This is a genomic window from Halorubrum distributum JCM 13561 (genome assembly GCF_000337395.1).
GTDB lineage: Archaea > Halobacteriota > Halobacteria > Halobacteriales > Haloferacaceae > Halorubrum > Halorubrum distributum.
The window spans coordinates 140,599-155,500 of the sequence record NZ_AOJF01000034.1 but is presented as its reverse complement, the minus strand read 5'-3'; the positions used below and the strand labels follow the sequence as shown (position 1 = coordinate 155,500).

11 protein-coding genes and 1 pseudogene are annotated in these 14,902 nt (G+C 69.7%); all 12 read left to right on the top strand.

What is annotated here, in order from left to right:
• Positions 1-25 precede the first annotated feature (25 nt).
• The 12 genes and pseudogenes from pdhA to C470_RS08065 all read left to right on the top strand — a co-directional run bounded on the left by pdhA (position 26) and on the right by C470_RS08065 (position 14,863).
• Positions 26-1,129 carry a pyruvate dehydrogenase (acetyl-transferring) E1 component subunit alpha gene (pdhA, locus tag C470_RS08115; RefSeq protein ID WP_004598642.1) on the top strand — a complete coding sequence of 368 codons (1,104 nt, stop codon included), beginning with the start codon at positions 26-28 and terminating at the stop codon, positions 1,127-1,129.
• Entirely contained in the window at positions 1,130-2,116 is a 987-nt protein-coding gene (locus tag C470_RS08110; protein ID WP_007345778.1) for an alpha-ketoacid dehydrogenase subunit beta, read from the top strand.
• 108 nt (positions 2,117-2,224) lie between these two features.
• The gene (locus C470_RS08105) at positions 2,225-3,862 is read left to right on the top strand and encodes a dihydrolipoamide acetyltransferase family protein (protein ID WP_008366512.1); all 1,638 of its coding nucleotides are present in this window, start codon (positions 2,225-2,227) and stop codon (positions 3,860-3,862) included.
• A complete protein-coding gene (lpdA, locus tag C470_RS08100) occupies positions 3,862-5,289 on the top strand; it encodes a dihydrolipoyl dehydrogenase (RefSeq protein ID WP_004598645.1) in 1,428 nt (475 codons plus the stop codon). Before C470_RS08105 ends, lpdA begins: the two co-directional genes overlap by 1 nt.
• 203 nt (positions 5,290-5,492) lie before the next feature.
• A pseudogene (locus C470_RS16475) lies at positions 5,493-5,603 on the top strand (dihydrolipoamide dehydrogenase); the annotation flags it as partial.
• Positions 5,604-6,006: 403 nt separating this feature from the next.
• Complete coding sequence (gene katG, locus C470_RS08095) at positions 6,007-8,136, top strand: catalase/peroxidase HPI (protein ID WP_008366507.1); 2,130 nt, start codon at positions 6,007-6,009, stop codon at positions 8,134-8,136.
• Positions 8,137-8,369: 233 nt separating this feature from the next.
• The gene (locus C470_RS08090; protein ID WP_007345781.1) at positions 8,370-9,524 is read left to right on the top strand and encodes a substrate-binding domain-containing protein; all 1,155 of its coding nucleotides are present in this window, start codon (positions 8,370-8,372) and stop codon (positions 9,522-9,524) included.
• 42 nt (positions 9,525-9,566) lie between these two features.
• Positions 9,567-10,694, top strand: coding sequence for a phosphate ABC transporter permease subunit PstC (gene pstC / locus C470_RS08085; RefSeq protein WP_008366503.1), 1,128 nt, complete (start codon positions 9,567-9,569; stop codon positions 10,692-10,694).
• A complete protein-coding gene (gene pstA, locus C470_RS08080; RefSeq protein ID WP_008366500.1) occupies positions 10,691-12,259 on the top strand; it encodes a phosphate ABC transporter permease PstA in 1,569 nt (522 codons plus the stop codon). The genes pstC and pstA overlap by 4 nt, the downstream gene beginning before the upstream one ends.
• Complete coding sequence (gene pstB, locus C470_RS08075) at positions 12,256-13,170, top strand: phosphate ABC transporter ATP-binding protein PstB (RefSeq protein WP_049908655.1); 915 nt, start codon at positions 12,256-12,258, stop codon at positions 13,168-13,170. The genes pstA and pstB overlap by 4 nt, the downstream gene beginning before the upstream one ends.
• Positions 13,167-13,844 (top strand): phosphate signaling complex protein PhoU, encoded by a 678-nt coding sequence (phoU, locus tag C470_RS08070; protein ID WP_008366495.1) that lies wholly within the window; start codon positions 13,167-13,169, stop codon positions 13,842-13,844. The genes pstB and phoU overlap by 4 nt, the downstream gene beginning before the upstream one ends.
• A 2-nt stretch (positions 13,845-13,846) precedes the next feature.
• A complete protein-coding gene (locus C470_RS08065; protein WP_008366493.1) occupies positions 13,847-14,863 on the top strand; it encodes a phosphate uptake regulator PhoU in 1,017 nt (338 codons plus the stop codon).
• Positions 14,864-14,902 lie beyond the last annotated feature (39 nt).

The window sequence follows — 14,902 nt, the reverse complement described above, 5'->3', positions numbered from 1 at the left end:
CTGACATGCGAAGGTGGGTTCGACCGTGACCGTGTTCGACAGGGCGTACGACGATACGGTTCGCGTCCTCGACGAGGACGGCGAGGTCGTCGGCGATCTCCCCGACCTCGACGACGAGTCGCTCGTCGAGATGTACAGGCACATGCGGCTGGCGCGCCACTTCGACGGCCGCGCGGTGAGCCTCCAGCGGCAGGGCCGGATGGGGACGTACCCCCCGCTCTCTGGACAGGAGGGCGCCCAGATCGGGTCGGCGTACGCGCTCGACGCGGACGACTGGATGGTCCCGTCGTACCGCGAGCACGGCGCCGCCCTGGTTCACGGGCTGCCGCTCAAACAGACGCTGCTCTACTGGATGGGCCACGAGGACGGGAACCGCGCGCCAGACGGCGTCAACGTCTTCCCGGTCGCCGTCCCCATCGCGTCGCAGGTCCCCCACGCGACGGGCGCCGCGTGGGCCTCGAAGCTCCGCGGCGAGAACGACGCGTTCATCTGCTACTTCGGCGACGGCGCGACGAGCGAGGGCGACTTCCACGAGGGGGTCAACTTCGCCGGCGTGTTCGACACGCCGACCGTCTTCTTCTGTAACAACAATCAGTGGGCGATCTCCGTCCCCCGCGAGCGCCAGACTCGGAGCGCGACGCTGGCGCAGAAGGCGGAGGCGTACGGCATCGACGGCGTCCAAGTCGACGGGATGGACCCGCTCGCGGTGTACAGCGTCACGGAAGCGGCCTTGGAGAAGGCGCGCGACCCCGAGACGGACCGGCCGCGGCCGACGCTCATCGAGGCGGTCCAGTACCGCTTCGGCGCGCACACGACCGCCGACGACCCGACCGTCTACCGCGACGACGACGAGGTCGAAAGCTGGAAGCGCAAGGATCCGATCGACCGGCTGGAGTCGTACCTCCGCGGCGAGGGCGTCCTCGACGACGAGCGCGTCGCGGAGATCGAGTCGTCGGTCGAGGCGCAGGTCGCGGACGCGATCGACGCGGCGGAGTCGATGGCGCGGCCCGACCCGCGCGAGCTGTTCGAGCACGCCTACGCGGAGCTTCCGCCGGAACTGGAGCGGCAGTACGAGGAGTTCGCCGCGCTGCACGACGAGCGCGGCGACGCGGCGTTCCTGGAGGATTGAATGACCGAGACACAGAACCTCACGCTGGTACAGGCGATACGAGACGGATTACACACCGAACTGCGCGAGGACGACGACGTCGTCGTGATGGGCCAGGACGTCGGCAAGAACGGCGGCGTCTTCCGCGCCACCGAGGGCCTCTTCGACGAGTTCGGCGGCGACCGGGTGATCGACACCCCGCTCGCCGAGTCGGGCATCGTCGGCACCGCCGTCGGGATGGCCGCGATGGGGATGCGACCGGTCCCGGAGATCCAGTTCTCCGGGTTCATGTACCCCGGCTTCGACCAGATCGTCTCGCACATGGCGCGGTTCCGCACCCGGAGCCGCGGGCGGTTCACGCTCCCGATGACGCTGCGAGCCCCCTACGGCGGCGGTATCCGCGCACCGGAACACCACTCCGAGTCGAAGGAGGCGTTCTACGCCCACGAGGCGGGGCTGAAGGTCGTCATCCCTTCGACCCCCTACGAGGCGAAGGGGCTGCTCGCGGCGTCGATCCGCGACCCCGACCCGGTGATCTTCCTCGAACCGAAGCTGATCTACCGGGCGTTCCGCGAGGAGGTGCCCGAGGAGCCGTACACGGTCCCCATCGGCGAGGCGGCCACGCGCCGCGAGGGCGACGACGTCGCGGTGTTCACCTACGGCGCCATGACCCGCCCCACGCTGGAGGCCGCCGAGACGCTCGGCGAGGAGGGGATCGAATGCGAGGTCGTCGACCTCCGGACAATATCGCCGCTCGACCGCGAGGCGGTCGTCGAGGCGTTCGAGAAGACCGGCCGCGCGGTCGTCGTCCACGAGGCGCCGAAGACGGGCGGGCTCGCGGGCGAGATCACGGCGATCCTCCAGGAGGAGGCCCTCCTCTACCAGGAGGCGCCGATCGGCCGCGTCACCGGCTTCGACGTGCCGTACCCGCTGTACGCGCTGGAGGACTACTACCTCCCGTCCGCGGCGCGCATCGAGGACGGGATCTTGGAGGCGGTCGAATTTTAACATGTCCGCCGGAGATACATCCATGAACATCGAGGGCCGACGCACGATCGTCGAGCATCGAGGCGCGATCGACGAGCGTCGACGCGCGACCGCCGAGGGGGTCGACACATGACCGTCAAGGAGTTCAAACTCCCCGACGTCGGCGAGGGCGTCGCGGAGGGCGAACTGGTCTCGTGGCTGGTCGCGCCCGGCGACCGCGTCGAGGAGGATCAGCCCGTCGCCGAGGTCGAGACCGACAAGGCGCTCGTCGAGGTGCCGTCGAGCTACGACGGGACCGTCGAGGAGCTGTTCGTCGAGGAGGGGGAGATGGTCCCCGTCGGCGACGTGATCATCTCCTTCCGCGTCGACGAGGACGGCGACGCGGGGGCGGCCGCCGCCGACGCGGGAACTGACACCGAATCGGACTCCGATTCGGCCGCGGCCGACGAGCCCGAGCCGGAACCGGACGCGACCGCCGACGAGGGCGACGCGGAGCCCGCCGAACCCGACACGCCCTCCGGGCGCACCTTCGCGCCGCCGTCGGCCCGCCGGCTCGCCCGCGAACTCGGCGTCGACGTCGCGGCCGTCGAGGGGAGCGGTCCCGGCGGCCGCGTCGGCGAGGCCGACGTGCGGGCGCACGCCGAGGGCGCCGACGGATCCGCCGGTTCGGACGGCGAAGACGGTCCCGAACCGCGTCCCGCGCCCACGCCGACAGACGCGGGGTCCGAGGGGCGGAAGTCCGCGGTCAGCAAGCGCGGCGCCGGCGGCTCACGCGACGAGGGGTCGGCGGCGACCGGCGGCGGTCCCGAGCCCGCGGGCCGCGAGACGACGCTCGCGACGCCCGCGACGCGGAAGGTCGCGCGCGACCGGGGCGTCGACATCGACGACGTGCCGACCGACGAGACCCGCGACGGCGAGGCGTTCGTCACGGCAGAGGCCGTGAACGCCTACGCCGACGCGCTGGAGTCGGCGGCCGAGTCCGCCTCCGAGTCAGAACCCGAGCCGGCCGACGTCGACGCGGGTGCGGAGCCGGCCGCGACGGACGCCGCTTCGGCGGGCGACGAGACCGTCCCCTACCGCGGCGTCCGGCGCACCATCGGCAAGCAGATGGAGCGGTCGAAGTTCACGGCGCCGCACGTCACCCACCACGACACCGCCGAGGTCGACTCGCTCGTGGACGCCCGCGCGGACCTGAAGCCGACGGCCGAGGCCGAGGAGGTGAAGCTCACCTACATGCCGTTCGTGATGAAGGCCATCGTCGCCGGGCTGAAGGAACACCCGTACCTCAACAGCGAGCTCCGCGAGGAGGACGAAGCGATCGTCCTGAAGAAGGACTACAACCTCGGGATCGCGGTCGCGACCGACGCCGGCCTCATGGTCCCCGTCGTCGACGACGTCGACGAGAAGGGGCTCTTCGAGCTGGCCGACGAGGTGAACGACCTGGCCGCCCGCGCCCGCGAGCGCAAGCTCAAGCCCGCCGAGATGAAGGGCGGCACCTTCACCATCACCAACTTCGGCGCCATCGGCGGCGAGTACGCCACGCCGATCATCAACTACCCCGAGACCGCGATCCTCGGGCTCGGCGCCATCGAGGAACGACCCGTCGTGCGCGAGGGCGCCGACGGAGCGAGCGAGGTCGTCCCGGCGCCGACGCTGCCGCTGTCGCTGTCGATCGACCACCGCGTCGTCGACGGCGCGATCGCGGCCCAGTTCGCGAACACCGTCATGGAACACTTAGAAAACCCCCTGCTGCTACTCAACGAATAATGGTCGTCGGAGACGTCACCACGGGAACGGAGGTACTGGTCATCGGCGCGGGGCCGGGCGGCTACGTCGCCGCCATCCGCGCCGCACAGGAGGGACTCGACACGACCCTCGTCGAGAAGGACGCCTACGGGGGCGCCTGTCTCAACCGCGGCTGCATCCCCTCGAAGGCGCTGATCACGGGCAGCGGGCTCGCCCACGAGGCCGGCAACGCGGAGTTCATGGGCGTCCACGCGGACCCCGCCGTCGACATGGGAAAGATGGTCGAGTGGAAGGACGGCGTCGTCGACCAGCTGACGGGCGGCGTCGAGAAGCTCTGTAAGGCGAACGGCGTGAACCTGATCGAGGGGACCGCCTCGTTCGTCGGCGAGGACACCGTCCGCGTCGCGCACGGCGGCGACGGGCAGGGCTCCGAGACGCTCTCGTTCGAACACGCGATCGTCGCGACCGGCTCGCGACCGATCCAGATCCCCGGCTTCGAGTTCGCCGAGGACCACGTCTGGAGCTCCGCCGACGCGCTCGACGCCGACACCGTCCCGGACCGGCTCGGGATCGTCGGCGGGGGTTACATCGGGATGGAGCTGGCGACGACGTACGCGAAGCTCGGCGCCGACGTGACGGTCGTCGAGATGCTCGACGACATCCTCGACCCGTACGAGGACGACGTGAAGCGGATCGTCCGCAACCGCGCCGAGGAGCTGGGCGTCGAGTTCCACTTCGGCGAGGGCGCGAGCGAGTGGTCGGAGGCGCCCGACGGCGGCTACCTGCTCCACACGGAGACGGAAGAGGGGGAGGAGTCGACGTACGGCGTCGACAAGGTCCTCGTCGCGGTCGGCCGCCAGCCGGTCACGGACGGGCTCGACCTGGAGGAGGCCGGGATCGAGACTGACGAGCGCGGGTTCATAGAAACCGACGACCGCACCCGGACCGCCGTCGAGCACGTTCACGCCGTCGGCGACGTGGCCGGCGACCCGATGCTCGCGCACGCGGCCTCGAAGGAGGGGATTGTCGCCGCCGAGGTGATCGCCGGCGAACCCGCGGCGATGGACCAGCAGGCGATCCCCGCGGCCGTCTTCACCGACCCCGAGATCGGGACGGTCGGGATGACCGAGGAGGAGGCCGCGGACGCCGGCTTCGACCCCGCGGTCGGCGAGATGCCGTTCAACGCCTCCGGGCGGGCGATGACGACCGGCCACACCGAGGGGTTCGTCCGGATCGTCGCCGACGAGGAGACCGGCTTCGTCCTCGGCGGACAGATCGTCGGCCCCGAGGCGTCGGAGCTGATCGCGGAGGTCGCGCTCGCGATCGAGATGGGCGCGACCCTGGAGGACGTGGCCGCCACCGTCCACACCCACCCGACGCTCGCGGAGGCCGTGATGGAGGCGGCCGAGAACGCGCGCGGACAGGCGATCCACACGCTGAACCGCTGACCACGCTCGACACCGCTGAACCGCTGACCGCGCTCGACACCGCTGAACCGCTGACCGCGCTCGACACCGCTGAACCGCTGACCGCGCTCGACCCCTCCGTGTTTCCGTGCGGTCGCGGTCCTCGCCCGCCGAGGTCCCGCGACGAAGCGAACCGGTGCGCCGCTGGGCTCTCGAGTGTGACTCTGTCTCTTATACACATCTNGACCCTGGAGGACGTGGCCGCCACCGTCCACACCCCCCCGACGCTCGCGGAGGCCGTGATGGAGGCGGCCGAGAACGCGCGCGGACAGGCGATCCACACGCTGAACCGCTGACCACGCTCGACACCGCTGAACCGCTGACCGCGCTCGACACCGCTGAACCGCTGACCGCGCTCGACACCGCTGAACCGCTGACCGCGCTCGACCCCTCCGTGTTTCCGTGCGGTCGCGGTCCTCGCCCGCCGAGGTCCCGCGACGAAGCGAACCGATGCGCCGCTGGGCCCTCGAGTGTGACTCTCACTCATGACCGTCGAAGTGTCGAAACGGCTACTTATCGGGGCTGGTAGCAGACGCTTACCGCGCGGTAAACCCATCGGAGCGCCGCTGCGACCCCTGTCAGCGACTTCGAAGATTTACGAAAAGAACTTCATTATTTCGATAGAAACTCTCTGTTATAACGATGATTCCCTCTCCGACTTAGACAATATTATCAGCGAAGAGGGCCGATCATTTCTTGATGGCTAGTAACACCCAAGAGTGGTGGCCGGATCAGTTGGATCTGGAGCTGCTCGATCAGAACTCCGCGAACATCGGCCCCTACGACGAGGGGTTCGATTACGCGGCGGCGTTCGAGGAACTCGACCTCGAGGCGGTCAAATCCGACCTCGAAGACGTGATGACCGACTCGAAGGAGTGGTGGCCGGCCGACTACGGGCACTACGGCCCGCTGTTCATCCGGATGGCGTGGCACAGCGCCGGCACGTACCGCTCGCTCGACGGGCGCGGCGGCGCCGCCGGCGGACACCAGCGGCTCCCGCCGATCAGCAGCTGGCCCGACAACGTGAACCTCGACAAGGCCCGGCGGCTGCTGGAGCCGGTCAAGACGAAGTACGGCGAGAAGCTCTCGTGGGCGGACCTCATCGTGCTCGCCGGCAACGTCGCGCTGGAGTCGATGGGCTTCGAGACGTTCGGCTTCGCGGGCGGCCGCGAGGACGACTTCCGGGGCGACGACGCCGTCGACTGGGGCCCCGAAAGCGAGTTCGAGACGACCTCCCCCGACCGCTTCGACGAGGACGGCGACCTGAAGGCGCCGCTCGGCAACACCGTGATGGGCCTCATCTACGTCAACCCCGAGGGGCCGAACGGCGAGCCCGACCTCGAGGGCTCCGCGAAGAACATCCGCCAGTCGTTCAGCCGGATGGCGATGAACGACAAGGAGACCGTCGCGCTCATCGCCGGCGGCCACACGTTCGGGAAGGTCCACGGCGCCGACGACGGCGACAACCTCGGCCCGGAGCCCGAGGACGCCCCCATCGACCTCCAGGGTCTCGGCTGGGACAACGAGTTCGGCGAGGGGATGGGTCCCGACACGATCACCAGCGGCATCGAGGGGCCGTGGAACGCCACCCCGACCGTCTGGGACCTGAGCTACGTCAACAACCTGCTCAGCTACGAGTGGGAGCCGGAGAAGGGCCCCGGCGGCGCGTGGCAGTGGACCACGAAGAACGACGAGCTCGACGACGCCGCGCCCGGCGTCGCTGACCCCAGCGACAAGGAGGACGTGATGATGCTCACGACGGACGTGGCCCTGAAACACGACGACGACTTCCGGGCCGTCCTCGAGGAGTTCCGCGACGACCCCGACGAGTTCCAGGAGACGTTCGCGAAGGCGTGGTACAAGCTCATCCACCGCGACATGGGCCCGCCGGAGCGGTTCCTCGGCCCCGAGGTCCCGGAGGAGACGATGATCTGGCAGGACCCGCTGCCGGAGGCCGACTACGAGACGATCGGCGACGCGGAGGTCGCGGCGCTCAAGGAGGCGCTCCTCGACTCCGGGCTGTCGACCGGCGAGCTCGTCAAGACCGCGTGGGCGGCGGCGTCCACCTACCGCGACAGCGACAAGCGCGGCGGCGCCAACGGCGCTCGCATCCGCCTCGAACCGCAGCGCAGCTGGGAGGCCAACGAGCCAGAGCAGCTCGCGGACGTCCTCTCGACGCTCGAGGACGTTCAGGCCGAGTTCAACGAGTCGCGCTCCGACGACGTCCGCGTCTCGCTCGCCGACCTCATCGTGCTGGGCGGCACCGCGGCCGTCGAGGAGGCCGCGGCCGACGCCGGCTACGACGTCGAGGTGCCGTTCGCGCCCGGCCGCGTCGACGCCGCCGCGGAGCAGACCGACGTCGACTCCTTCGAGGCGCTCAAGCCCGAGGCCGACGGCTTCCGTAACTACCTCGGCGACGCCGACGAGGACGTCGAGGACCTCATGGTCGACAAGGCGGACCTGCTGAACCTGACCGCCAGCGAGATGACCGTGCTGGCCGGCGGCCTGCGTGCGCTGGGCGCCACCTACGGCGACCGCACCGCGTTCACCGACGAGCCGGGGACGCTCACCAACGAGTTCTTCGACAACCTGCTCGACATGGAGTACGAGTGGGACGAGGTCACCGACGCCGAGGACCTCTACGAGGTCCGCGACCGCGACACCGGCGAGGTCGCGTGGGAGGCGACGCGCGCCGACCTCATCTTCGGGTCGAACGCGCGGCTCCGCACCATCGCCGACGTGTACGCGAGCGACGAGGAGAAGTTCGTCGAGGACTTCGTCGCGACGTGGAGCGAGGTCATGAAGCTCGACCGCTTCGACCTCGACTAACGCGGTCGCTGCCCCGTCTGACAGGGGTCCGCGTTTCGACGGCTTCGGTACCCGGCCGTTCGGGCCGGGGACAACGGTTCGAAAGACGCCGCTTCGACGGGCACGTCTCACTATATATCAGTCAGTACCGGTAGCCACTGCTACCGCCCGATAGGAGCCGCCACGGAGGAAAACGTATAAAGATAGTGACCTATTATAAAACTGTTTAATAGAATCTCGCCTCCGATATGGTGATGTCACAGGATTCGGGGCGTCAGGCGGACTCGGTATCACGCCGGAAGTACCTGCTCACCTCGGCCGCCGTCGGAGCGGTCGGCCTCGCCGGGTGTAGCGGCAACGGCGGCGACGGCGACGACGGCGGCAGCGAGGAGAGCGGCAACACGATGAGCTCCGGGTCGTCGGGCCCGTCGACGGTGACCGCCGAGGGGTCGTCGACGGTGTACCCCATCTCGAACAAGGGGAGCTCCTACTGGAACTCGAACTCGCCGGCGAGCGACGGCGAGTACTGGGGGTCGAACGACGAGTCCTCGGTCGCCGGCTGGGACCAGATCGAGACCGACATGAACATCGCCGACTACTTCGCCAGCCTGTACGGCTTCGAACCGTCTGGCGAACGCTCGAACCCGCCGTTCGCGACCCGCGTCGCGCTGAGCCACTCGGGGACCGGCTGTGAGGCGGTTCGGGACGGACTCGTCGACATCGGGAACTCCTCCGGACCGATCACGGCGGAACTCGACATCAGCGAGGACGAGCGCGACGAGAACTACGTCGACCACGTCGTCGGCCGCGACGGGCAGCCGGTGTTCGTCAGTCAGGCGATCTACGACGCCGGCGTCGAACAGCTCACCGGCGACCAGATCCGCGGTATCTACCAGGGCGACATCACCAACTGGAGCGAGGTCGGCGGCCCGGACCAAGAGATCTACGTGGTCGGCCGCGCCGAGGGCTCCGGGACGGACACCTCGTTCCGGCTGAACATGCTCGGCGACGCCGACGCGCCGATGGACGTCGACACGCGCCTCGGGCAGAACCAGCAGGTCCAACAGGTCCTCCAAGACAACGACAACGCCATCGGCTACATGGCGCTGGCGTTCTCCGGGTCGGGGATCCAGGCGATCGCCATCGACTTCGAAGGCACCGTCTACCGCCCCGACCCCGACGCCGAGAACACCATCTTCGACTCCGAGTACCCGCTGAACCGGGACCTGCACATGTACACCCGGATCGACGAGGAGACGCCCGAGGGCACGGACAAGCGCGAGGCCGCGTTCCTCAACATGTTCCTGACCGAGTTCGGCCAGAAGACGTTCGTCGAGGACGTTAACTACATCACGCTGCCGACGTCGGACATCGAGGCCGAGCGCGAGAAGCTCCCCGACCAAGCGTAACGTTCGGCCGCGCGAACCGCGGTTCGCGGCCACTTCCATTATATGTCATTCAAAACCTCTCAAACCGGTTGGCGCGCTCGCATCGAACGGCGGCTGACCGGCGCCCGGGAGTTCGTCGACGACACCGACCCGGAGGCGCTGGCCGTGGTCACCGCCTCGATGGGAGCGCTACTGACCGCCTTCCTCGGCTTCCTGCTCGCCTCGCCGTGGACCGCCGTTCCGTTCGGGGCGTTCCTGCTCGTCACCGGCTACGGCTGGGCGCGCCATCAGGCGCTCGTCGCCCGCGCGATCTCCCTCGCAATGACGACGGTGACGCTCCTCACGCTCGGCCTCATCGTCGTGTTCATCTTCGCCGAGTCGATCCCGGCGTTTCGGTACGAGACGGCGAGCGTCTTCGGCGTCTCCGTTCCCGGCGCCGGGATGTTCACACAGGCGCGCTGGGACGCCGTCTCGGACCCCGTTCGCTACTCGCTGCTCCCGATGATCCACGGGACGGTGATGGTGACGACCATCGCGACGCTCGTGGCGGCCCCGCTCGGCGTCGCCGCGGCGCTCTTCATCGCCGAGATCGCGCCGCCGCGGGTCCGCGAACTCGTCAAGCCGGGCATCGAGATACTGGCGGGCATCCCCTCGATCGTCTACGGCTTCATCGGGTTCACCGTGATCAACCCGTGGGCGAGCGGGGCGTTCGACCTCAACGGCGGCTCGACGTACCTGTTCGTCGGGATGGTCGTCGGGCTGATGGCGCTGCCGACGGTCGTCTCCGTGGCCGAGGACGCGCTGACGAGCGTCCCGGACGTGATGAAGGACGGGTCGCTCGCGCTCGGGGCGACCGACTGGCAGTCGATGACCTCGATCACGCTGCCGGCGGCCTTCTCCGGCGTCTCGGCGGCCGTCCTGCTCGGCGTCGGGCGAGCGATCGGCGAGACGATGGCCGCGACGGTGATGCTGGCCGGCGTCCCGCGGATAAGCGACCCCCTCGTGAACGTCTTCTACGGCTACGAGACGCTCACCTCCCTCATCGCCCGCGGCTACGGGAGCGCGAACGGCGTCCACGAGAGCGCGCTGTTCGCCGCCGGGGTCGTCCTGTTCGTGACCGTGTTGTGCCTGAGCATCGGCTCGCAGTACATCGAGGCGCGTATGCGTCGCCGCCTCGGGGGTGCGGAATGAGCCGCGCCACGCGGACCGCGCTCGTTCGGGACGACCGCACGCTGTACGAGGCGGTCGCCGGGACCGCCGTCGGCCTCTCCGGGGTCGCGTTCGTCGTCGGCCTGGCGGCGCTTCTGGGACTCGTCGGGATCGACGCCCCCGTCGCCGGCGTCGGGCTGTCTGTCGCGCTCGGAGCGCTGCTGCTCGCGCTCGGCGCGTCGGTCGTCGGCTTCGGGATGGCCTCGCGGTTCGGGTTCGTCGACGCCGCGCCCCAGCCCAGCGCGGGGATCGTCGCCGCGGTCGCGTTCACTGCGATCTGGGGCGCCGTGGGCGCGGCCGCGTCCGGTGCGGCGGGGGTCGGGACGGGCGGTCGGCTCGCCCTCGGGGCGGTCCTCGGCGGAACCGCGTTCGCGGCGACCGCGTTCCCCCGCGAGGACGTCGGATCGACGGCGCCAGCGGGCGCGCTCGCGGTCCTCTGTGGGCTCTCGCTCCTCACTGGCCTCATCGGCCCCGGGTGGGAGCGCGCGCTCGACGGGTACAACGCGACGCTGTTCGGCGACACCGTCGTTCCGGCGGTCGTGCTGTTCGCCTCGCTGGTGACCGGCTGGAGCGCCGCGAAGGCGTACGGCGGGTTCGGCGCTCGCGGCCGCAACGTCGGCGCCTATGTGCTCATCTACCTCGTCGTCGGCTCGATACTGGCGGTGCTGGTCGGACTCGTCGCCTTCGTCGCCGCGAAGGGGCTCCCCGGGCTGTTCAACGGCTTCTCCCTCGGGGGGTCGGGGCTCGTCAGTTGGCCGTTCCTGACAAGCGGCGCCGGCCTGACGGCCGAGGTCGCGGGCGTATTCCCCGCCCTCCTCGGGACGATATGGCTGGTCGCCGGCGCCGTCCTCTTCGCCGTGCCGACCGGGGTCGGCGCCGCCGTGTTCCTCAGCGAGTACGCCGAGCAGGGCCGGTTCACGGGGGCGGTCGAGGTGGCGACCAACGGCCTCTGGAGCACGCCGAGCATCGTGTTCGGTCTGTTCGGCGCCGCCTTCCTGATCCCGCGGTTCGGTAACCAGAAGTCGCTGATCGCCGGCATGTTGACGCTCGGCTTCATGCTGCTGCCGCTGGTGTTGATCACGAGCCGGGAGGCGATACTCGCGGTCCCCGACGAGTACCGCGACGCCAGCGCGGCGCTCGGCGTCTCGAAGTGGCAGACGGTCCGCAGCGTCGTCCTCCCCGCGGCGATCCCCGGTGTGACCACCGGCGTCATCCTCGGCGTCGGACGCATCGCCGGCGAGACCGCCCCGATCCTGCTGACGATGGGCGGCGGCGTCCTCCCGGCGAAGTCGGCCGCTCCGGACGTGCTGGGAAGCTTCCGACTGAGCGCGTCGCCGCCGTTCGTCAGCAACCCCTCGCTGTTGGAGGCGACGAGCGCGCTCCCGTATCAGCTGTACGCGCTCATCACCGCGGGCCTGAGCGGCAACATCCAGAATCCACAGGAGTACGCGTGGGGGCTGGCGCTGACGCTGCTGCTCGTCGTGCTGGCCTTCTACGCGGTCGGTATCGCGACGCGCTACTACTTCAGGCGGAAACTACACCAATGAGTCAGACAGACGCAGCGGAACCCGTGGCGGACCGCACCGACGGCCAGGGGGTCTCCACGACCGCCGGCGAGACCGTCGAAGAGACGCGCCCGGAGTGGACGAGCTACGAGGCCGGCGGCGAGACGAAGTTCGCCGTCGACGACCTCGACGTCCACTACGGCGACGACCACGCGCTGAAGGGCGTCTCCATGGACATCCCCGAGCGGAGCGTGACGGCGCTGATCGGCCCGTCCGGCTGCGGCAAGTCGACGTTCCTCCGGTGTCTCAACCGGATGAACGACCGCATCCGTGCGGCCAGCGTCGACGGAACCGTCGAGCTCGACGGCGAGGACGTGTATCAGGACGGCGTCGACCTCGTCGAGCTACGCAAGCGGGTCGGGATGGTGTTTCAGAGCCCCAACCCCTTCCCCAAGTCGATCCGCGAGAACGTGTCGTACGGTCCGCGGAAACACGGCGACATCGAGACGGGACTCCTCGCCCGACTGACCGGGCGCGCGGAGCCCGACCGCGAGGAGGCGCTCGTCGAGCGGTCGCTCGAACGGGCCGCGCTGTGGGAGGAAGTGAGCGATCGACTGGACGACAACGCGCTCGGGCTGTCCGGCGGCCAGCAGCAGCGGCTCTGTATCGCCCGGTGCCTGGCGGTCGATCCGGAGGTCATCCTCATGGACGAACCGGCCTCGGCGCTCGACCCCATCGCCACCTCGAAGATCGAGGACCTCATCGAGGACCTCGCGCAGGACTACACGGTCGTCGTCGTCACCCACAGCATGCAGCAGGCGGCCCGCGTCTCCGACCAGACCGCGGTCTTCCTGACCGGCGGCGAGCTCGTCGAGTACGACGACACCGAGAAGATCTTCGAGAACCCCGAGAGCCAGCGCGTCGAGGATTACATCAGCGGAAAGTTCGGGTGATCACCGTGCCGCGAGAGGACTACCGCGACTCGCTGGACGAGCTGCGCGCCGACGTCGAGTCGATGGGAACGGCGGTGCTCGACCAGCTCTCGCGGTCGCTCGACGCCCTCGAGACGGACGACCGCGGGCTGGCCCGCGAGGTGATCGCCGGCGACGAGCGCATCAACCGGCGGTACCTCGACCTCGAAAGCGACTGTATCGACCTGATCGCGCTCCAACAGCCCGTCGCCTCCGACCTGCGCTTCGTCGCCGCCTCGTTCAAGATCCTCACCGACGTAGAGCGGGTCGGCGACCTCGCGACGAACCTCGCCCGGCACGCGCTCGCCGCCCGACCGGACGAGATCTCCGAGGTCCGGGTCCGGGAGATCGGCGAGACGGCCCGCGACCAGGTCCGAGCGGCCCTCCAAGCCTACGTCGACGCCGATCCAGCCGCGTGTCGGGCGATCGCCGAGCGGGACGACGAGCTCGACGCCTCGTGTCAGCACGCCAGCGAGACCGTCGTCCGCGAGCTCGTCGCCAGCGAACCCGACCGCTGGGAGGTCGAACAGCTGCTCGACGGCGTGTCGCGGTTGCTGCTCACGATTCGGGACCTGGAACGGGTCGGCGACCACGCCGTCAACATCGCCGCGCGCACGCTGTACGCGACCGACGGCGACCCCGAGCTGATCTACTGACAATGGAGACCAGAAAGCTCCAGGAGGTCGGCGGCGGGACGTTCACCGTCTCGATCCCGAGGGGGTGGGCGACGACTCACGGCTTCGAGGTCGGCATGGAGCTCCAGCTGTACACGCACCGCGACGGGTCGATACTCGTCCGGTCCTCCGAGGCGGACGTCGACCGCCTCGACGACGCGACGATCGACGTCGACGGGGGGACCGATGCCGCCGAACGTGCCGTGCGAACGGCCTACGCGGTGGGGTTCGAGACGGCGACGCTGCGTCGGCCGGACGGGTTCGACGACGCGGAGCGCAAGGCGGTCCGATCGACGACGCGGGACCTGGTCGGGATGAACGTCCTCAGCGAGTCCGACACGGAAGTCACGGTCGGACACCTCTTGGACGCGTCGTCCGTCTCCGTCTGTCAGTCGGTCGTCCAGCTACAGTACGTGGTCGGTTCGCTCCTCCGCGACGCGGCCGAGAGCTTCGCCGAGGCCGCGGACACGCACGCGCGGGTCCGCGACCGCGCCGACGAGGCGCGCCGCTCGGCGGAGATGGTGACGCGACACTTCTCGCGGTCGCTGGTCTCGCACGCCGAGCTCGACGCGCTCGGCGTCTCCCGCCCCGAGCTGTTCGCGTACCACGCGACCGCCCGTCGCCTCGGAACGCTCGCGGACCTATCCGTTCGCATCGAACGCACCGGCGAACGCCTCTCCGAGCCGCCCGCGGCCGAGCCGGCCGAAGCCGTGCGCTCCGCCGCCGACGACGTCGCGTGCGCCGTCGACGACGCGGTGACCGCCGTTCTCGACGACGATCCGACGGGGGTCCGGCGGGCGAGGGGTCGCTGTGACGACGCCGAAGACGCCATCGAAGCCGTCGAACGGCGGGCGTACGACGGGGCCGCTTCGGGAACGGCTCCCGGGACGGCCGCCCTCTCGGCCGTTACCTGTCACCTACGGCGGGCCGTCGAGTGCGGTCGGTCCGTGGCCGACACCGCGGCGAGATCCGCGGTCCGCGCCGAGAACGTCGACGGCTGACCGTCCGTCCGACCGGTCGTCGCACCGCGGGTGCGGTCC

Excerpts from the sequence above, each read along its gene's own strand:
- C470_RS08110 (WP_007345778.1), top strand. The coding sequence starts at position 1,130 with ATGACCGAGACACAGAACCTCACGCTGGTACAGGCGATACGAGACGGA.
- C470_RS08105 (WP_008366512.1), top strand. The coding sequence starts at position 2,225 with ATGACCGTCAAGGAGTTCAAACTCCCCGACGTCGGCGAGGGCGTCGCG.
- lpdA (WP_004598645.1), top strand. The coding sequence starts at position 3,862 with ATGGTCGTCGGAGACGTCACCACGGGAACGGAGGTACTGGTCATCGGC.
- katG (WP_008366507.1), top strand. The coding sequence starts at position 6,007 with ATGGCTAGTAACACCCAAGAGTGGTGGCCGGATCAGTTGGATCTGGAG.
- C470_RS08090 (WP_007345781.1), top strand. The coding sequence starts at position 8,370 with ATGTCACAGGATTCGGGGCGTCAGGCGGACTCGGTATCACGCCGGAAG.
- pstC (WP_008366503.1), top strand. The coding sequence starts at position 9,567 with ATGTCATTCAAAACCTCTCAAACCGGTTGGCGCGCTCGCATCGAACGG.
- pstA (WP_008366500.1), top strand. The coding sequence starts at position 10,691 with ATGAGCCGCGCCACGCGGACCGCGCTCGTTCGGGACGACCGCACGCTG.
- pstB (WP_049908655.1), top strand. The coding sequence starts at position 12,256 with ATGAGTCAGACAGACGCAGCGGAACCCGTGGCGGACCGCACCGACGGC.
- C470_RS08065 (WP_008366493.1), top strand. The coding sequence starts at position 13,847 with ATGGAGACCAGAAAGCTCCAGGAGGTCGGCGGCGGGACGTTCACCGTC.